Below are 13,724 nucleotides of genomic sequence, written 5' to 3' on the forward strand. Positions count from 1 at the left end.
CGCCACCTTCCCTCGCGCATATCGCGCGCCGCGACATGCGCGACCGACGGAGTGACCCGTGAGCGAGACCGGTGAGACCCTGGAACGGCATGAATTCGGCGCCGAGGTCGGGCGACTGCTCGACCTCGTCGTGCATGCGCTCTACTCCGAGCGCGAGATCTTCCTGCGCGAGCTGGTGGCGAATGCCGCCGATGCGGTAGACCGCCGCCGCTTCGAGGCGCTGACCGACGACAAGCTCGGCCCGCCGGCCGAGGCGCGGCTGCGCATCCTGCCGGACAAGGCGGCGCGGACCCTCACCATCGCCGATCCCGGCATCGGCATGACCAAGGCCGATCTCGCGCAGCATCTCGGCACCATCGCGCGGTCGGGCACGCTGGCCTTCGCGAAGTCGCTCGCCGATGCCCCGGCGGCGGAGAAGCCGAGCCTGATCGGCCAGTTCGGCGTCGGCTTCTACTCCGCCTTCATGGTGGCGGAGCGCGTCGAGGTCACGTCCCGCCGGGCGGGGACGGAGGAAGCCTGGTGCTGGGCGTCGGACGGCAAGGGCGACTACACCCTCGCCCCGGCAGCGCGGGCAGAGGCGGGCACCGACGTGGTGCTGCACATGAAGGCGGATGCGGAGGAGTTCCTCGACCCGCACCGCCTCCAGGCGATCATCCGCAGATGGGCGGACCACATCACCATCCCCATCACCGTCGCCCGCGACGGCGTGGACGAGCCCGCGAACGAGGGCACGGCCCTGTGGCGCAAGCCGCGCGCCGAGGTGACGGAGGAGCAGTACGCCGAATTCTACCGCCACGTCGCCCACGCCTTCGACAAGCCCTGGGCGGTGCTGCACTGGCGCGCGGAAGGGGTGCTGGACTTCTCCGCCCTGCTGTTCATCCCCGGCGCCAGGCCCTTCATGGCGGTGGAGGACGCGCGGGAGAGCCGCGTGCGCCTGCATGTCCGGCGCATGTTCATCACCGAGGAGGCCGGGCTGCTGCCGCCCTGGCTGCGCTTCGTCCAGGGCGTCGTCGACACCGAGGACCTGCCCCTCAACGTCAGCCGCGAGATGCTGCAGTCGACCCCCGTGCTTGCGCGCATCCGCAAGGCGGTGACCGGCCGCGTGCTGGCGGAGCTGAAGACGAAGGCGAAGGACGCCGGGGGCTACGCGGCCTTCTGGGAAGCCTTCGGCGCGACCCTGAAGGAAGGCGTCTGGGAGGATGCGGAGCATCGCCGTGACGTCGCGGCGCTGCTGCGCTTCCGCTCCTCCGCGGTGGAGGGCTGGACCTCGCTCGCGGAATACGTCGCCCGCATGAAGGACGGGCAGGAGGCGATCCACATCCTGGTGGGCGACGACCCGGCGGTGCTGGCGAAGTCGCCCCAGCTGGAAGGCTTCCGCGCCAAGGGGGTGGAGGTGCTGCTGCTGTCCGACGGCATCGACGCCTTCTGGCCCGAGCGCCTGGGCGAGTTCGACGGCCGGCCGATCCGCAGCGTCACCCAGGGCGGCGCCGACCTGTCCAAGGTGGCGGGCGGCGAGCCGGCGGGCGAGGCGGCGGATCTGGCGATGCTGCTGCCGCGGCTGAAGGAGGCGCTGAAGGACGACGTCTCCGACGTGCGCGCGACCGACCGGCTGGTGGACAGCGTCGTGGTGCTCGCCGCGCCGGAATACGGCCCCGACCTGCAGATGGGCCGGATGCTGCGCCGCGCCGGGCGCGCCATGCCCGGCGCCCTGCCGGTGCTGGAAGTGAACCCGCGCCACCCCTTCGTGCGGAAGCTGGCCGAAGGCGCCGCCACCGACACCGCGCTGGAGGAGAAGGCCGGGCTGCTGCTGGACCTCGCCCGCGTGCAGGATGGCGAGCCGCCGCGCGACCCGGCCGGTTTCGCCCGGCGCGTGGCCCAGGCGCTGGCCGCCGGGATGGGCTGAGCGGGCGTGACGGCGGCGCGCCCGCGTGGAAGCATGGGCGCGGGCCAAGCCACGGGGAACGCCGCCATGCCGCCACGCACGCCTCCATCGCCGCGCGGCGCGCGCGCATGAGTGGCCCGGTCGCGCTCGTCACCGGCGCGGGACGCGGCATCGGGCTCGCCACCGCGCAGCGCTTCCTGGCGGAGGGCTGGCGCGTCGCGCTGCTCGACATCGACGGCGGGTTGCTGGGCGCCGCCATGGCGCGCCTCGCGCAGCCGGAGGCGACGCTGGCGCTGCATTGCGACGTGGCGGACGCCACCGCCGCGCCGGCGGCGGTGCGCCGCGCGGCGGCGCATTTCGGCCGGCTCGACGCGCTGGTGAACAATGCCGGCACGGCGGTGTTCAAGCCGCTGCTGGACACGACGGCGGAGGAGTGGAACCGCGTGCTGGCGGTGAACCTCACCGGGCCCTTCCTCTGCACCTCCGCCGCCGCGCCGCTGATGGCGGAAGGGGGCGGCGGGGCGGTGGTGAACGTCACCTCCATCTCCGGGCTGCGCGCCTCCACGCTCCGGGTCGCCTACGGCACCAGCAAGGCGGCGCTCGCGCATCTGACGAAGCAGCAGGCGGTGGAACTCGCCGCGCTCGGCATCCGCGTCAACGCCGTGGCGCCGGGGCCGGTGGACACGGCGATGGCGAAGGCGGTCCACACGCCGGAGATCCGGCGCGACTACCACGACACCATCCCGCTGGACCGCTACGGGCTGGAGGAGGAACTGGCCGAGGCGATCTTCTTCCTCTGCGGCGACCGCGCCGCCTACATCACCGGCCAGGTCATCGCCGTCGATGGCGGGTTCGAGGCTGCGGGGATCGGCCTGCCGACGCTGCGCGCCGCGCGGCGCAACCCGTGACGGCGCGGCTCCGCCGCCGCGGCCTGCTGCTGGCCGCCCCGGCGCTCGCCCTTTCCGGCGCCATCCGCCCGCGCGCGGCGGGGGCGGCGTCCGCGGGCCCCTTCACGCTCGGCGTGGCGTCGGGCGACCCGCACCCGACGGGGATGGTGCTGTGGACGCGCCTTGCCCCCGACCCGCTGCGCGGCGGCGGCATGCCCGACCTGCCCGTGCCCGTGGACTGGGTGGTGGCCGAGGACGAGGCGCTGCGCCGCCCGGTGCGCGCGGGCCGCGTCATGGCCCTGCCGGAGGAGGCGCATTCCGTCCATCTCGAGGTCGAGGGACTGCAACCCGGACGCTGGTACTCCTACCGCTTCACCGCGATGGGGGAGGCGAGCGCGACCGGCCGCACCCGCACCGCGCCCGCGCCCGGCACGGTGCCGGCGGAACTCCGCCTCGCCGTCGCGTCCTGCCAGCACTACGAGCACGGCTTCTACGCGGCGCACCGGCATGTCGCGGAGTCGCGGCCCGACCTCGTCGCCTTCCTCGGCGACGCGATCTACGAGGCATCCTGGGGACGCAACCCGGTCCGCAGCCACGGCGCGCCCACCGCCCGCACGCTGGAGGAGTACCGCAACCGCCACGCGCTGTACCGCACGGATGCGGACCTGCAGGCCGCGCATGCCGCCTGCCCCTGGCTGGTCACCTGGGACGACCACGAGGTGTCGAACGACTACGCCGACGACATCGGCGAGAGGGAGCGCGGCGCCCCATTCCTCGCGCGGCGCGCCGCCGGCTACCAGGCATTCTGGGAACACATGCCGCTGCCCCGCGCGGCGAAGCCCGCCGGGCCGCAGGCGCGCATCTTCCGCCGCAGCGCCTTCGGCGGGCTGGCGGAGTTCCACATCCTCGACGACCGGCAGCACCGCCACCCGCAGCCCTGCCAGCCGCCCGACCGCGGCGGCGCGACGCGGGTGACGGAACAGGCCTGCCCCGCGCTGGCCGATTCCACGCGAAGCATGCTCGGCGCCGCGCAGGAAGCCTGGCTGGCGGAAGGCCTGGCGCGCGGGGGCGCGCGCTGGACCATCCTGGCGCAGCAGACGCGCATGGCGCGGCTCGGCAGCGCCGCGACGCCGCCGGTCTACTGGACCGATGGCTGGGACGGCTACCCGGCCGCCCGGCGCCGCCTGCTGGACGCGCTGGCCGCACGCCCGCGGGATGCCGGGACGCCGCTCGTCATCGGCGGCGACATCCACGCCTTCCTCGCCGCCGAGCTGCGGCCGGATTTCGACCGGCCTTCCGATCCGCCGGCGGCGGTGGAATTCGTCGCCAGCTCCATCACCAGCCAGGGCGGTGCGCGCTTCGCCCTGCCCCTGGCGCGCGACCCGCACATCGCCTTCGGCGACGGGTCGCGCCGCGGCTGGCTGTCGCTGCGCCTCACGCGGCGGGAGGCAGTGGCGGAGATGATGGCGCTCGACGACGCGACGGACCCGGCCAGCGGCGCTTCGGTGCTGCGCCGCTTCGCGGTGGAGGCCGGCGCGCCGCGCCTGCTGCCGGGGTAGCCGCCGCGCCGCGCGGGACTTGGCAAGCGGCGCGCGCTCGCGTACGGCCGGGGCATCGCCGCATCGCAGGGGGACCAGCATGGCCGATGTCGAGATCGAGATCGCGGGCGAGACCTTCCCCGCCGTCTTCGAGGGGAAGGACGCGCCGAAGACCGTGGCCCGATTCCGCGAGCTCCTGCCCTTCACCGACCGCATCATCCATGTCCGCTGGTCGGGCGAGGCCTGCTGGATCCCGATGGGGGAACGCGACCTCTCGCTCGGCTTCGAGAACGCGACGAGCCACCCCGCGCCGGGCCATGTCATCGTCTATCCCGGCGGGATGCCGACGAGCCTGAGCGAGACGGAGATCCTGGTCGCCTACGGCCCGTGCAGCTTCGCCTCGAAGGCGGGGCAGCTGGCGGGCAACCACTTCCTGACCATCACCGAAGGGCTCGACCGCCTGGCGCGGATCGGGCGATCGGTGCTGTGGGACGGCAACAAGCCGATCACCTTCCGCAAGGGCTGACGCCGCCGTCCGCGGCTTGCCGCGACGCCGGTCCGGCGGGAAGCTGCCCGACAGGACTCCTGTGGACGGGGAAGCTGCCATGATGCGGTCGGGCGCGGTCGCCTGCCTCCTGCTCGCGCTCGGCGTCGCGGCGCCGGCCCTGGCGCAACCCCGGCCGGCGCCGGCCTGCGCGGCCCCGGCCGGGCCGCTCCGTGCCGGCATCTGCGCCGATGCGGAACTGCGCGCGGCGGATGCGCGGATGCGCGGGCTGGAACGCGCGCTGGCCGCCACCACGGCCCGCCCCGCGACGATGGCGGAACGCGCCCGCGCCTGGCAGCGGCAACTGGAAGCCGGCGAGCCCGGGCAGCCGCCCCGCGCCTTCGACCGCGACGCGCTGCTCGACGACTACGGCGACCGCATCCGTGCGCTGGAGGAGGCGCTGCGCCAGGACCGCGCATTGCGCCGCCTGGAACAGCCGCGCTGCCCCGACGGCCAGCGCAACTGCCCGCCCAGCCCGGTCTTCCCCCGCCCCGCCGCGATGGAGCGCACATGTCTCGGCAACGCGCTGCGCGACTGCCGCGTGACCGGCGCGGGCCTGGCGGTCAGCGCGGATGGCACGACGCGGGTGCTGTGGCAGGCGCAGCGCGGCTTCACCGAACAGGACGGGCTGCGCGCCGGCATCGTACTGCTGGCCGAGGCGCGGGGCGGCTGGCGCCTGCTCGGCTGGTCCTTCGAGGGGCACCACTTCGACGCCCCGCGCCTGGTGGAGCACGAGGGCGGCTGGCTGCTGCACCTGCCCGGCCGCGGCGGCGGCTCCGGCTCGGTCAACACCGACCTGCTCTACCGGCTGGACCGCACCGGCTGGGCGGAGGTGGAGACGGAAGGCTGGCTTGCCGCCCTGCCCGGCCGGCTGCCGCCCGGCCTCGGCGTCTGGCAGGCGGTGGAGTACGATTTCGAGGACCTCGCCGCCCGCGCCGCCCTGTGGCGTGACGGCGACGCGAATTGCTGCCCCACCGGCGGCCGCGCGCGCTTCGACCTGCGGATCGAGGGACGTTCGGTGGTGCTGGCCGCCGTCGCGCTCGACGGCGTCGCGCGGGCCGCGCAGCCGCAGGTGGAGGCCTGCCCGGCCGAGCGCGCGACCTACCACCTGAACGCGGCCGCCGACTACACGGCGGACCTGCTGCATGCCGGCCCTGGCGCAGGCGCCGCTTCCGACCTGGTGTTCCGCGTCACCTCCGCCGCGACGCGCCGGCAATACTGGTTCGTCTTCGCCGCGGCGCAGGGCTATGGCGGGCTCAGCCTGCTGCCGGTCGCGGCGCCAGGCCCGACGGTGGCGGAGGACGGGCTGCAGCGCCTGGACGCCGGGGACGAGCCGGCGGAGCCGCTGCGGGTCTATCCGATGGCGGAGGATCTCGGCGTCTCCGCCGATGCGCCCGGCAGCGGCCGGCCCGCGCCGCGCCACATCTTCACCCCGACGCTCGGCCTCGCGCTCCACTACGGCAGCGTACCGGGCACGCCGCCGGCGACGGAGCCGCGGGAAGCGATGCCGCCCGCGGTCTGGACGCTTGGCGCCTGCCGGGCGCGATAGTCCGGCGCCTTACCAGGGCAGCAGCGCCACCGCAGCCGCGGCCGCCGTGGCGCCGCCCGCCAGCCGCTGCGCGACGCGCCCGCGCGACGCCAGCCGGGGCGAGGCCAGCAGCAGCCCCGCGCCGTGCAGCAGCGCGGTCGCCGCCATCATGGCCGCCAGGTAGCCGACCGCCCCGCCGGCGGCTTCCGTGCCATGCGCGTGGCCGTGCAGCAGGCCGAAGCCCGCCAGCAGCGGCAGCGCCGCGGCCAGCGGCAGCCGGGCCGCCGCCGCAACCATCAGGCCGAGCACGACGAGGGAGGCGAGGATGCCTGCCTCCACCATCGGCACGCCGATCCCCGTCAGCCCGAGCACGCCGCCCGCCGCCATGCCGCCGAGGAAGGCGGCCGGCGCCATCCAGCGCGCGCGCCCGCCCGCCATCCCCGCCCAGAGCCCGACCGCCACCATCGCCGCCAGGTGGTCGAGCCCGCCGAAGGGGTGCGCGAAGCCGGCGGCCAGCCCGTGCAGGTGGTCCCCGCCGGGATGGGCCAGCGCCGGCAGCGGCGCCAGCAGCGCCGCCGCAACCAGGATCTTCCGCATCGTCATGCCGCCTTCCCGCGGGATGTCAGCCCGCCTGCCTTGAGGATGAACGCGGCGATCTCCGCCACGCCCCTGTTCTCCTTCATGTTGGTGAACATGAAGGGCCGCTGCCCGCGCATCCTGCGCGCGTCCCGGTCCATGACGGCAAGGTCGGCGCCGACCAGGGGCGCGAGGTCGATCTTGTTGATCACCAGCAGGTCGCTGCGCGTGATGCCCGGCCCGCCCTTGCGCGGGATCTTGTCGCCCGCCGAGACGTCGATGACGTAGATCGTCAGGTCCGCCAGTTCCGGGCTGAAGGTGGCGGCCAGGTTGTCGCCGCCGCTCTCGATGAACAGGATCTCGAGCCCGGGGAATCGCTGCGACATCTCCGCCACGGCGGCGAGGTTGATCGACGCATCCTCGCGGATCGCGGTGTGGGGGCAGCCGCCCGTCTCCACCCCCATGATGCGGTCGGGTGCGAGCGCGCCGGAGCGGGTGAGGAATTCCGCATCCTCCTTCGTGTAGATGTCGTTGGTGATCGCCGCCACCTCGTTGGCCTCGCGCATGTGCTTGCACAGGCGATCGACCAGCGCCGTCTTGCCGGAGCCGACGGGGCCGCCGACGCCGACGCGGAAGGGTCCGTTCATCATGAGCGAAACAGCCTCGTGTACTGCGTCTCGTGACGCATGGAGAAGATGTCGATGGCAAGCGCCGCGGCGCCGAGCTCCTCCGCGTCGGTGACGGCCAGCGCCCGGTCGGTCGCGGCCTCCACCGCGGGCAGCAGCGCAGCGGTGGCGACCTGCCCGTCGGTCTGGCCGAGCGGCACCAGCCGCACCCCGGCCGAGACGATGTTGGCCGCGAAGGCGGCGAGCCAGGCGAAGCAGGCGGCGCGCAGCGGCACGCCCCCGAAGCCGGCCGCCGCACCGCAGGCCACCGCATGGGTCAGCCGCCCGGCATGGCGCGCGGCGAAGGCGGCGAAGCGCGGCTCCGGCCAGGCGGCCTGCGTCACCTGCGCGAAGGCGGCGCCCGGCTGCGTGGCCTCCAGCGCGAGTTCGGCCGTGCCGCGCCAGGCGGCCGCAAGCTCCGTCACCGCATCCAGCGCCGCGTCCTGCCCCGCTTCCGCTGCGCGCCAGGCCAGCGCCAGCAGACCGGCATCCACCGCGCCCGCGCCGTGCAGCAGCGCGGCCTCGGCATAGGCCACCAGGTCGTCGCGCCGCGCCACCAGCCCATCCTCCACCGCCGTCTCCAGCCCGTGGCTGTAGCTGAAGGCGCCGACCGGATAGGCCGGCGACAGCCAGGCGAGCAGCCGCGCGAGGGCCGCGTCAGTGGTGGTGGTCGCAGGGGCCGTCATGGTCGTGATGGCCGTGGTCGTGGTGATGGTGCCCGTGCGGGTGGGACGGCGCGCGGTTGTGCTCGCCATAGGCGCCGCCTTCCGGGTTGAAGGGGGCGTCGACCGCCCGCAGCGTCGCGCCGAGCCCTTCCAGCATGCGGATGATGACATGGTCGTGCCGGATCAGGATGCGCGCCCCGTCGATCTCCGCCGGCAGGTGCCGGTTGCCGAGATGCCAGGCGAGCCGCAGCAGATGCGCCTGCGTCGGCGCCGTCACCTCCACCAGCGGCTCCGGCGCCGCCCTGACGCGCACATAGCCGCCGCTGGCCAGCACCAGCCCGTCGCCGTCGCGCAGCACCTGCGCCTCCGGCAGGTCGAGCAGGAAGGCGAGGCCGCCTTCGGCCGTGTAGAGCCTGCGGCGGCGGAAGCGGTCGTCGAAATCCACTGTCACCGTGTCGCGCGCCTGTTCCGCCGGCCAGTCGCCGGCGGGCACCACGGCCAGCGCGCGGGGGATGCTCTCGTCCATTCTCGTCCTCAGAACAGGAAGTAGCGTTGCGCCAGCGGCAGCACGGTGGCGGGTTCGCAGATCAGCAATTCGCCATCGGCGCGGACCTCGTAGGTCTCGGGGTCCACCTCGATCCGCGGCAGCGCGGCGTTCAGCCGCATGTCGCGCTTGCCGATGCCGCGCGTGCCGCGCACCGCCAGCAGCGGCCGCGTCAGCCCGAAGCGGTCCGCGATCCCCGCATCGAGCCCCGCCTGCGAGACGAAGGTGACGGAGGAGAGCAGGCCGGCGCGGCCGAAGGCGCCGAACATCGGGCGGTAATGCACCGGCTGCGGCGTCGGGATGGAGGCGTTGGGGTCGCCCATCGGCGCCATGGCGATGCTGCCGCATTTCAGCACGTAGTCCGGCTTCGCGCCGAAGAAGGCCGGCGACCACAGCACCAGGTCCGCCAGCTTGCCGACCTCCACGCTGCCGACATGCGCCGCGATGCCCTGCGCGATGGCGGGGTTGATCGTGTATTTCGCGACGTAGCGCTTCACGCGGGCATTGTCGTTGTCGCCCGTCTCCTCCGCCAGCCGGCCGCGCTGCTGCTTCATCTTGTGCGCGGTCTGCCAGGTCCGCAGGATCACCTCGCCCACGCGCCCCATCGCCTGGCTGTCGGACGACATCATGCTGATGGCGCCCATGTCGTGCAGGATGTCCTCGGCCGCGATGGTCTCCTTGCGGATGCGGCTCTCGGCGAAGGCCACGTCCTCCGGGATGCGGGGGTCGAGGTGGTGGCACACCATCAGCATGTCGAGATGCTCGTCCACCGTGTTGCGGGTGTAGGGCATCGTCGGGTTGGTGCTGCTCGGCAGGAAGTTCGGCTCCCCCACCACGCGCAGGATGTCGGGCGCATGGCCGCCGCCCGCGCCTTCGGTGTGGAAGGCCTGGATGGCGCGGCCGCCCACCGCGCGGATCGTGTCGTCCACGAAGCCGCTCTCGTTCAGCGTGTCGGTGTGGATCGCCACCTGCACGTCGAAGGCGTCCGCCACGCGCAGGCAGCTGTCGATGGCCTTGGGCGTGGTGCCCCAGTCCTCGTGCAGCTTGAAGCCGGCCGCGCCGGCCAGCACCTGCTCCTCCAGCCCCGCCGGCAGGGACACGTTGCCCTTGCCGAGGAAGCCGAGATTCATCGGGAAGGCTTCCGCCGCCTGCAGCATCCGCTGCATGTGCCACGGCCCCGGCGTGACGGTGGTGGCGAGCGTGCCATGCGCCGGCCCGGTGCCGCCGCCGAACATGGTGGTGACGCCCGCTGCCAGCGCCTCCTCGATCTGCTGGGGGCAGATGAAGTGGATGTGCGGGTCGATGCCGCCGGCCGTCAGGATCCGCCCCTCGCCGGCCAGGATCTCGGTGCCCGGGCCGATGACGATGGTGACGGCGGGTTGCGTGTCGGGGTTGCCGGCCTTGCCGATGGCGGCGATGCGGCCATCCCGCAGGCCGACATCGGCCTTGTAGATGCCGGTGTGGTCGAGGATCAGCGCGTTGGTGACGACGGTGTCCATCGCGCCGCCGTCGCGCGTCACCTGCGACTGGCCCATGCCGTCGCGGATCACCTTGCCGCCGCCGAACTTCACCTCCTCGCCATAGGTCGTCAGGTCGCGCTCCACCTCGATCACCAGGTCGGTGTCGGCCAGGCGCAGCCGGTCGCCGGTGGTCGGGCCGTACATGCCGGCATAGGCGCGGCGGGACAGGCGCGCGGGCATCAGGCCTTCCCCTCCGTCTCACCGCGGAAGCCGTGGATGACGCGGGCGCCCGCGAAGGGGATCAGCCGCACGCTGCGCGCCTGCCCCGGCTCGAACCGCACCGCCGTGCCCGCGGGGATGTCGAGCCGCATGCCGCGCGCCGCCGCCCGGTCGAAGCGAAGGGCGGGGTTGGTCTCCGCGAAGTGGTAGTGGCTGCCGACCTGGATCGGGCGGTCGCCGGTGTTCGCCACCTCCAGCGCCACCACCGGGCGGCCGGCATTCAGCTCGATCTCGCCCTCGGCGGGGAACAGCTCGCCCGGGATCATGCGGAGATCATCCGATTCACGCTCCCGCTCCTCGCTCCACTGCGTTCCGCTGCGGTGCTTCGCGACCGGATGGATGTCGGGACCATCCGATTCACGCTCCCGCTCCTCGCTCCACTGCGTTCCGCTGCGGTGCTTCGCGACCGGATGCTCATCGGATCGGCTCGTGCACGGTGACGAGCTTGGTGCCGTCGGGGAAGGTCGCCTCGACCTGGATCTCGTGGATCATCTCCGCCACGCCCTCCATCACCTGCCCGCGGGCGATCACCGCCGCGCCGTCGCGCATCAGTTCCGCCACCGTGCGGCCGTCGCGCGCGCCTTCCACGACGAAATCGGTGATCAGGGCCACCGCCTCCGGGTGGTTCAGCTTCACGCCGCGTTCCAGCCTGCGGCGCGCCACCGCCGCCGCCATGGCGACCAGCAGCTTGTCCTTCTCACGCGGGGTCAGGTTCATCCGTCACCTCTCGCCGTCGTCCAGCATGCCGCGTGCCACGTCACGTGCGCCAGAGCCTCGGCAGCCGCGCGGGATGGCCCAGCGCATCTGCCCGCAAAACGGTCACCGCGCCGCCGATCGCGGCACGCACCGCCCCCGCCTCGCCCGCCCAGCGCGCCACCAGCAGACCGGGCGCGACGAGGCTGGCCGCGCCCGCGGCAAGCTCCCTCGCCCGGTCGCGATGGGCGGCCGCGTCCGGCGCGGCGAGCAGCAGCGTCGCCACCGCGCCCGCGCCGCTGAGCACGAAGCGCGCATCCCGCGCCGCCGCCGGATCGTCAAGCCGCAGGGCGTCCGCCCAGGCCAGCCGCCCGCCGCGCGCGACGCGCCATCGGTCCATCAGCACGCCGCGCGCGAAGGCTTCCCCATGCGCGGCACGGCCCAGCACCAGCATCTCCGCCGCTAGCAGCCGCGCGCCGGGCGCGAGCGCGATGTCGAAGCGGCGTCGCAGCCTTGCGCCGTCGAACAGGATCGTCTCCTGCGGCAGCCATTCGCAGCAGGCGTCATCCTCCACCCGCAGGCCGCAGGCGATCTCCGTCCCGGCGCCGAGGCTACGATAGACCTTCTCCGCCGCCGGCGTCGTCGCGACGAAGCGCGCCCCCGCCTCCAGCCCGAGCGTGGTCGCCACGCGGTCGCCCCCCGCAAGGCCGCCCGCGACATTCACCAGCGCGCCGGCCTTCGGCTCGCCCGGATCGGCATCCGGGAACAGCCAGCGCAGCGGCGCCGCCTGGTACAGGTGCCGCAGCCACGCGGACCCGCCCGGCGCCGGCGCGAGCACAAGGTCCGCGCGCCCGTCGGCGCGCTGGTGCGAAGGCGGGCTGGGGGCGTCGTCGCGCAGCATCGCGCGCAACCTTGCACGGCCCGTGCCAGCCGCACATCGCCCCTGCGGCGCGCCCGCCGGGCCCGCAGGCGCGGTGTGCGGCCGGTGCTACGCCGCCGCCGCTTCCCACCCCGCGTCGCGCAGGGCGCGCTCGATCGCCGCGGCTTCGGATGCCGCGGCGTCCACGCTCACCTCCCGCCGGTCCAGCGCGATCTCGACCTTCGCGGCCGGCGCGGCTTCCCGCAGCGTGGCGGTGACGCCCTTGGCGCAGCCGCCGCAGGTCATGTTGGGAATGTGGAACCTCAGCATCGCGACCCTCCTCGGGATGACGCCCCCACAGATGGGGGCTTCCCGCATGGGAGGGTCAAGGCCCCCGTCACGCGCGCAACAAGGCCCTGACATGCGCCGCGGTGGAACTCGCCAGCGCGTCGAGGTCGTAGCCGCCTTCCAGCAGGCTCACCATCCGCCCGCCGCAATGCCGGTCCGCCAGGCGGCACAGCTCCGTCGTCAGCCAGCCGAAATCCCCCTCCCGCACGCGGAGCTGCGCCAGCGGGTCGCGCGCATGCGCGTCGAAGCCCGCGGAGACGACCAGCAGCCCCGGCGCGAAGGCGTCGAGCGCGGGCAGCAGCGTGTCGGCCCAGGCGGCGCGGAAGGCGGCGCCGTCCGCGCCGGGGGGCAGCGGCAGGTTGACGATGTTGCCCACCCCGGTCTCATGCGCCTCCCCCGTGCCGGGATAGCAGGGGGACTGGTGGGAGCTTGCGTAGAACAGGCTGGCATCGGCCTCGAAGCAGGCCTGGGTGCCGTTGCCGTGGTGCACGTCGAAATCCACCACCGCGACGCGCGCGATGCCGTGTTCCGCCTGCGCGTGGCGCGCCGCGACGGCGGCGTTGGCGAAGAAGCAGAAGCCCATCGGCCGCCCCGGCTCGGCATGGTGGCCGGGCGGGCGGGTGGCGCAGAAGACGCGCCGCACCTCGCCCCGGCAGACGGCATCCACCCCCGCCACCGCGGCGCCGGCGGCGCGCAGCGCGGCTTCCGCGCTGCCCCAGTTCATCACCGTGTCGCCGTCCAGCGCCACATGGTCGTCCGGCTCCGGCCGGATGCCGAGTATGGCGTCCACGTAGTTGCGCGGATGCACCCGCGCCAGCTGCTCCACCGTCGCCTGCGGCGCCTCGTCCCGGATGAGGTCGGAGAACTCCTCCGTGTCCAGCGCGCGCAGCACGGCGCGCAGCCGGTCCGGGCATTCCGGGTGGTGCGGGCCGGGGTCGTGGTGCAGGCAGGCGCGGTGGGTGAACAGCAGCACGCTCATCCCGGCGGCTCCTCCCGCTTCTTCAGCGTGAAGCGGAACACCCCCTTCTCCTCGCTGAAGGCAACCAGCGCATGCCCGGTCTCCGCGGCATAGGCGCGGAAGTCCTTCACGCTGGCGGGGTCGGTCGCCAGCACGGTCAGCCGCGCGCCGGGCTTCATCCCGCGCAGCGCCTTGTTGGCCTTCAGCACGGGCAGCGGGCAGGTCAGCCCCTGCACGTCGAGCAGCGTATCTCCCATGCCCGCCAATGCAGCACCCGCCGCGCCGCGGGGCAAGCCGC

The 13,724-nt window shown here is 74.2% G+C and carries 16 protein-coding genes; 5 read left to right on the forward strand and 11 right to left on the reverse strand.

What is annotated here, in order from left to right; genetic code table 11:
- Positions 1-58 precede the first annotated feature (58 nt).
- The 5 genes from htpG to ACK8OX_RS12605 all read left to right on the forward strand — a co-directional run bounded on the left by htpG (position 59) and on the right by ACK8OX_RS12605 (position 6,400).
- Positions 59-1,903: a molecular chaperone HtpG gene (htpG, locus tag ACK8OX_RS12585; protein WP_430664453.1), complete on the forward strand. Its 1,845-nt coding sequence runs from the start codon at positions 59-61 to the stop codon at positions 1,901-1,903.
- A 107-nt stretch (positions 1,904-2,010) separates the two neighbouring features.
- A complete protein-coding gene (locus ACK8OX_RS12590) occupies positions 2,011-2,790 on the forward strand; it encodes an SDR family NAD(P)-dependent oxidoreductase (protein WP_430664454.1) in 780 nt (259 codons plus the stop codon).
- The gene (locus tag ACK8OX_RS12595) at positions 2,787-4,328 is read left to right on the forward strand and encodes an alkaline phosphatase D family protein (protein ID WP_430664455.1); all 1,542 of its coding nucleotides are present in this window, start codon (positions 2,787-2,789) and stop codon (positions 4,326-4,328) included. The genes ACK8OX_RS12590 and ACK8OX_RS12595 overlap by 4 nt, the downstream gene beginning before the upstream one ends.
- A gap of 79 nt (positions 4,329-4,407) precedes the next feature.
- On the forward strand, positions 4,408-4,833 hold the full coding sequence (locus tag ACK8OX_RS12600) for a DUF3830 family protein (RefSeq protein ID WP_430664456.1): 426 nt from the start codon (positions 4,408-4,410) through the stop codon (positions 4,831-4,833).
- Between the two features lie 79 nt (positions 4,834-4,912).
- Positions 4,913-6,400: a hypothetical protein gene (locus ACK8OX_RS12605; protein ID WP_430664457.1), complete on the forward strand. Its 1,488-nt coding sequence runs from the start codon at positions 4,913-4,915 to the stop codon at positions 6,398-6,400.
- 9 nt (positions 6,401-6,409) lie between these two features.
- On the opposite strand, the gene ACK8OX_RS12610 is transcribed toward ACK8OX_RS12605, so the two are convergent.
- The 11 genes from ACK8OX_RS12610 to ACK8OX_RS12660 all read right to left on the reverse strand — a co-directional run bounded on the left by ACK8OX_RS12610 (position 6,410) and on the right by ACK8OX_RS12660 (position 13,683).
- Positions 6,410-6,982 carry a HupE/UreJ family protein gene (locus ACK8OX_RS12610; RefSeq protein ID WP_430664458.1) on the reverse strand — a complete coding sequence of 191 codons (573 nt, stop codon included), beginning with the start codon at positions 6,980-6,982 and terminating at the stop codon, positions 6,410-6,412.
- Positions 6,979-7,605, reverse strand: coding sequence for an urease accessory protein UreG (ureG, locus tag ACK8OX_RS12615; protein WP_430664459.1), 627 nt, complete (start codon positions 7,603-7,605; stop codon positions 6,979-6,981). The genes ACK8OX_RS12610 and ureG overlap by 4 nt, the downstream gene beginning before the upstream one ends.
- On the reverse strand, positions 7,602-8,306 hold the full coding sequence (locus tag ACK8OX_RS12620) for an urease accessory protein UreF (RefSeq protein WP_430664460.1): 705 nt from the start codon (positions 8,304-8,306) through the stop codon (positions 7,602-7,604). The genes ureG and ACK8OX_RS12620 overlap by 4 nt, the downstream gene beginning before the upstream one ends.
- Entirely contained in the window at positions 8,278-8,811 is a 534-nt protein-coding gene (locus ACK8OX_RS12625) for an urease accessory protein UreE (protein WP_430664461.1), read from the reverse strand. The genes ACK8OX_RS12620 and ACK8OX_RS12625 overlap by 29 nt, the downstream gene beginning before the upstream one ends.
- Before the next feature lie 8 nt (positions 8,812-8,819).
- Positions 8,820-10,529: an urease subunit alpha gene (gene ureC, locus ACK8OX_RS12630; RefSeq protein ID WP_430664462.1), complete on the reverse strand. Its 1,710-nt coding sequence runs from the start codon at positions 10,527-10,529 to the stop codon at positions 8,820-8,822.
- Positions 10,529-10,834 carry an urease subunit beta gene (locus ACK8OX_RS12635; protein ID WP_430664463.1) on the reverse strand — a complete coding sequence of 102 codons (306 nt, stop codon included), beginning with the start codon at positions 10,832-10,834 and terminating at the stop codon, positions 10,529-10,531. The genes ureC and ACK8OX_RS12635 overlap by 1 nt, the downstream gene beginning before the upstream one ends.
- Before the next feature lie 148 nt (positions 10,835-10,982).
- Complete coding sequence (locus ACK8OX_RS12640; protein ID WP_430664464.1) at positions 10,983-11,285, reverse strand: urease subunit gamma; 303 nt, start codon at positions 11,283-11,285, stop codon at positions 10,983-10,985.
- Positions 11,286-11,325: 40 nt separating this feature from the next.
- Positions 11,326-12,162 (reverse strand): urease accessory protein UreD, encoded by an 837-nt coding sequence (locus ACK8OX_RS12645; protein WP_430664466.1) that lies wholly within the window; start codon positions 12,160-12,162, stop codon positions 11,326-11,328.
- An 87-nt stretch (positions 12,163-12,249) separates the two neighbouring features.
- Positions 12,250-12,450, reverse strand: a complete 201-nt coding sequence (locus ACK8OX_RS12650; RefSeq protein ID WP_430664468.1) for a heavy-metal-associated domain-containing protein — start codon at positions 12,448-12,450, stop codon at positions 12,250-12,252.
- Positions 12,451-12,517: 67 nt separating this feature from the next.
- Entirely contained in the window at positions 12,518-13,447 is a 930-nt protein-coding gene (locus ACK8OX_RS12655; protein WP_430664470.1) for a histone deacetylase family protein, read from the reverse strand.
- A complete protein-coding gene (locus ACK8OX_RS12660) occupies positions 13,444-13,683 on the reverse strand; it encodes a sulfurtransferase TusA family protein (RefSeq protein WP_430664472.1) in 240 nt (79 codons plus the stop codon). The genes ACK8OX_RS12655 and ACK8OX_RS12660 overlap by 4 nt, the downstream gene beginning before the upstream one ends.
- Between the last annotated feature and the right edge of the window lie 41 nt (positions 13,684-13,724).

This window comes from Falsiroseomonas sp. CW058, from assembly GCF_050563535.1.
Lineage (GTDB): Bacteria > Pseudomonadota > Alphaproteobacteria > Acetobacterales > Acetobacteraceae > Falsiroseomonas.

Excerpts from the sequence above, each read along its gene's own strand:
- ACK8OX_RS12590 (WP_430664454.1), top strand. The coding sequence starts at position 2,011 with ATGAGTGGCCCGGTCGCGCTCGTCACCGGCGCGGGACGCGGCATCGGG.
- ACK8OX_RS12600 (WP_430664456.1), top strand. The coding sequence starts at position 4,408 with ATGGCCGATGTCGAGATCGAGATCGCGGGCGAGACCTTCCCCGCCGTC.
- ACK8OX_RS12605 (WP_430664457.1), top strand. The coding sequence starts at position 4,913 with ATGATGCGGTCGGGCGCGGTCGCCTGCCTCCTGCTCGCGCTCGGCGTC.
- ACK8OX_RS12610 (WP_430664458.1), bottom strand. The coding sequence starts at position 6,982 with ATGACGATGCGGAAGATCCTGGTTGCGGCGGCGCTGCTGGCGCCGCTG.
- ureG (WP_430664459.1), bottom strand. The coding sequence starts at position 7,605 with ATGATGAACGGACCCTTCCGCGTCGGCGTCGGCGGCCCCGTCGGCTCC.
- ACK8OX_RS12620 (WP_430664460.1), bottom strand. The coding sequence starts at position 8,306 with ATGACGGCCCCTGCGACCACCACCACTGACGCGGCCCTCGCGCGGCTG.
- ACK8OX_RS12625 (WP_430664461.1), bottom strand. The coding sequence starts at position 8,811 with ATGGACGAGAGCATCCCCCGCGCGCTGGCCGTGGTGCCCGCCGGCGAC.
- ureC (WP_430664462.1), bottom strand. The coding sequence starts at position 10,529 with ATGCCCGCGCGCCTGTCCCGCCGCGCCTATGCCGGCATGTACGGCCCG.
- ACK8OX_RS12635 (WP_430664463.1), bottom strand. The coding sequence starts at position 10,834 with ATGATCCCGGGCGAGCTGTTCCCCGCCGAGGGCGAGATCGAGCTGAAT.
- ACK8OX_RS12640 (WP_430664464.1), bottom strand. The coding sequence starts at position 11,285 with ATGAACCTGACCCCGCGTGAGAAGGACAAGCTGCTGGTCGCCATGGCG.
- ACK8OX_RS12645 (WP_430664466.1), bottom strand. The coding sequence starts at position 12,162 with ATGCTGCGCGACGACGCCCCCAGCCCGCCTTCGCACCAGCGCGCCGAC.
- ACK8OX_RS12650 (WP_430664468.1), bottom strand. The coding sequence starts at position 12,450 with ATGCTGAGGTTCCACATTCCCAACATGACCTGCGGCGGCTGCGCCAAG.
- ACK8OX_RS12655 (WP_430664470.1), bottom strand. The coding sequence starts at position 13,447 with ATGAGCGTGCTGCTGTTCACCCACCGCGCCTGCCTGCACCACGACCCC.
- ACK8OX_RS12660 (WP_430664472.1), bottom strand. The coding sequence starts at position 13,683 with ATGGGAGATACGCTGCTCGACGTGCAGGGGCTGACCTGCCCGCTGCCC.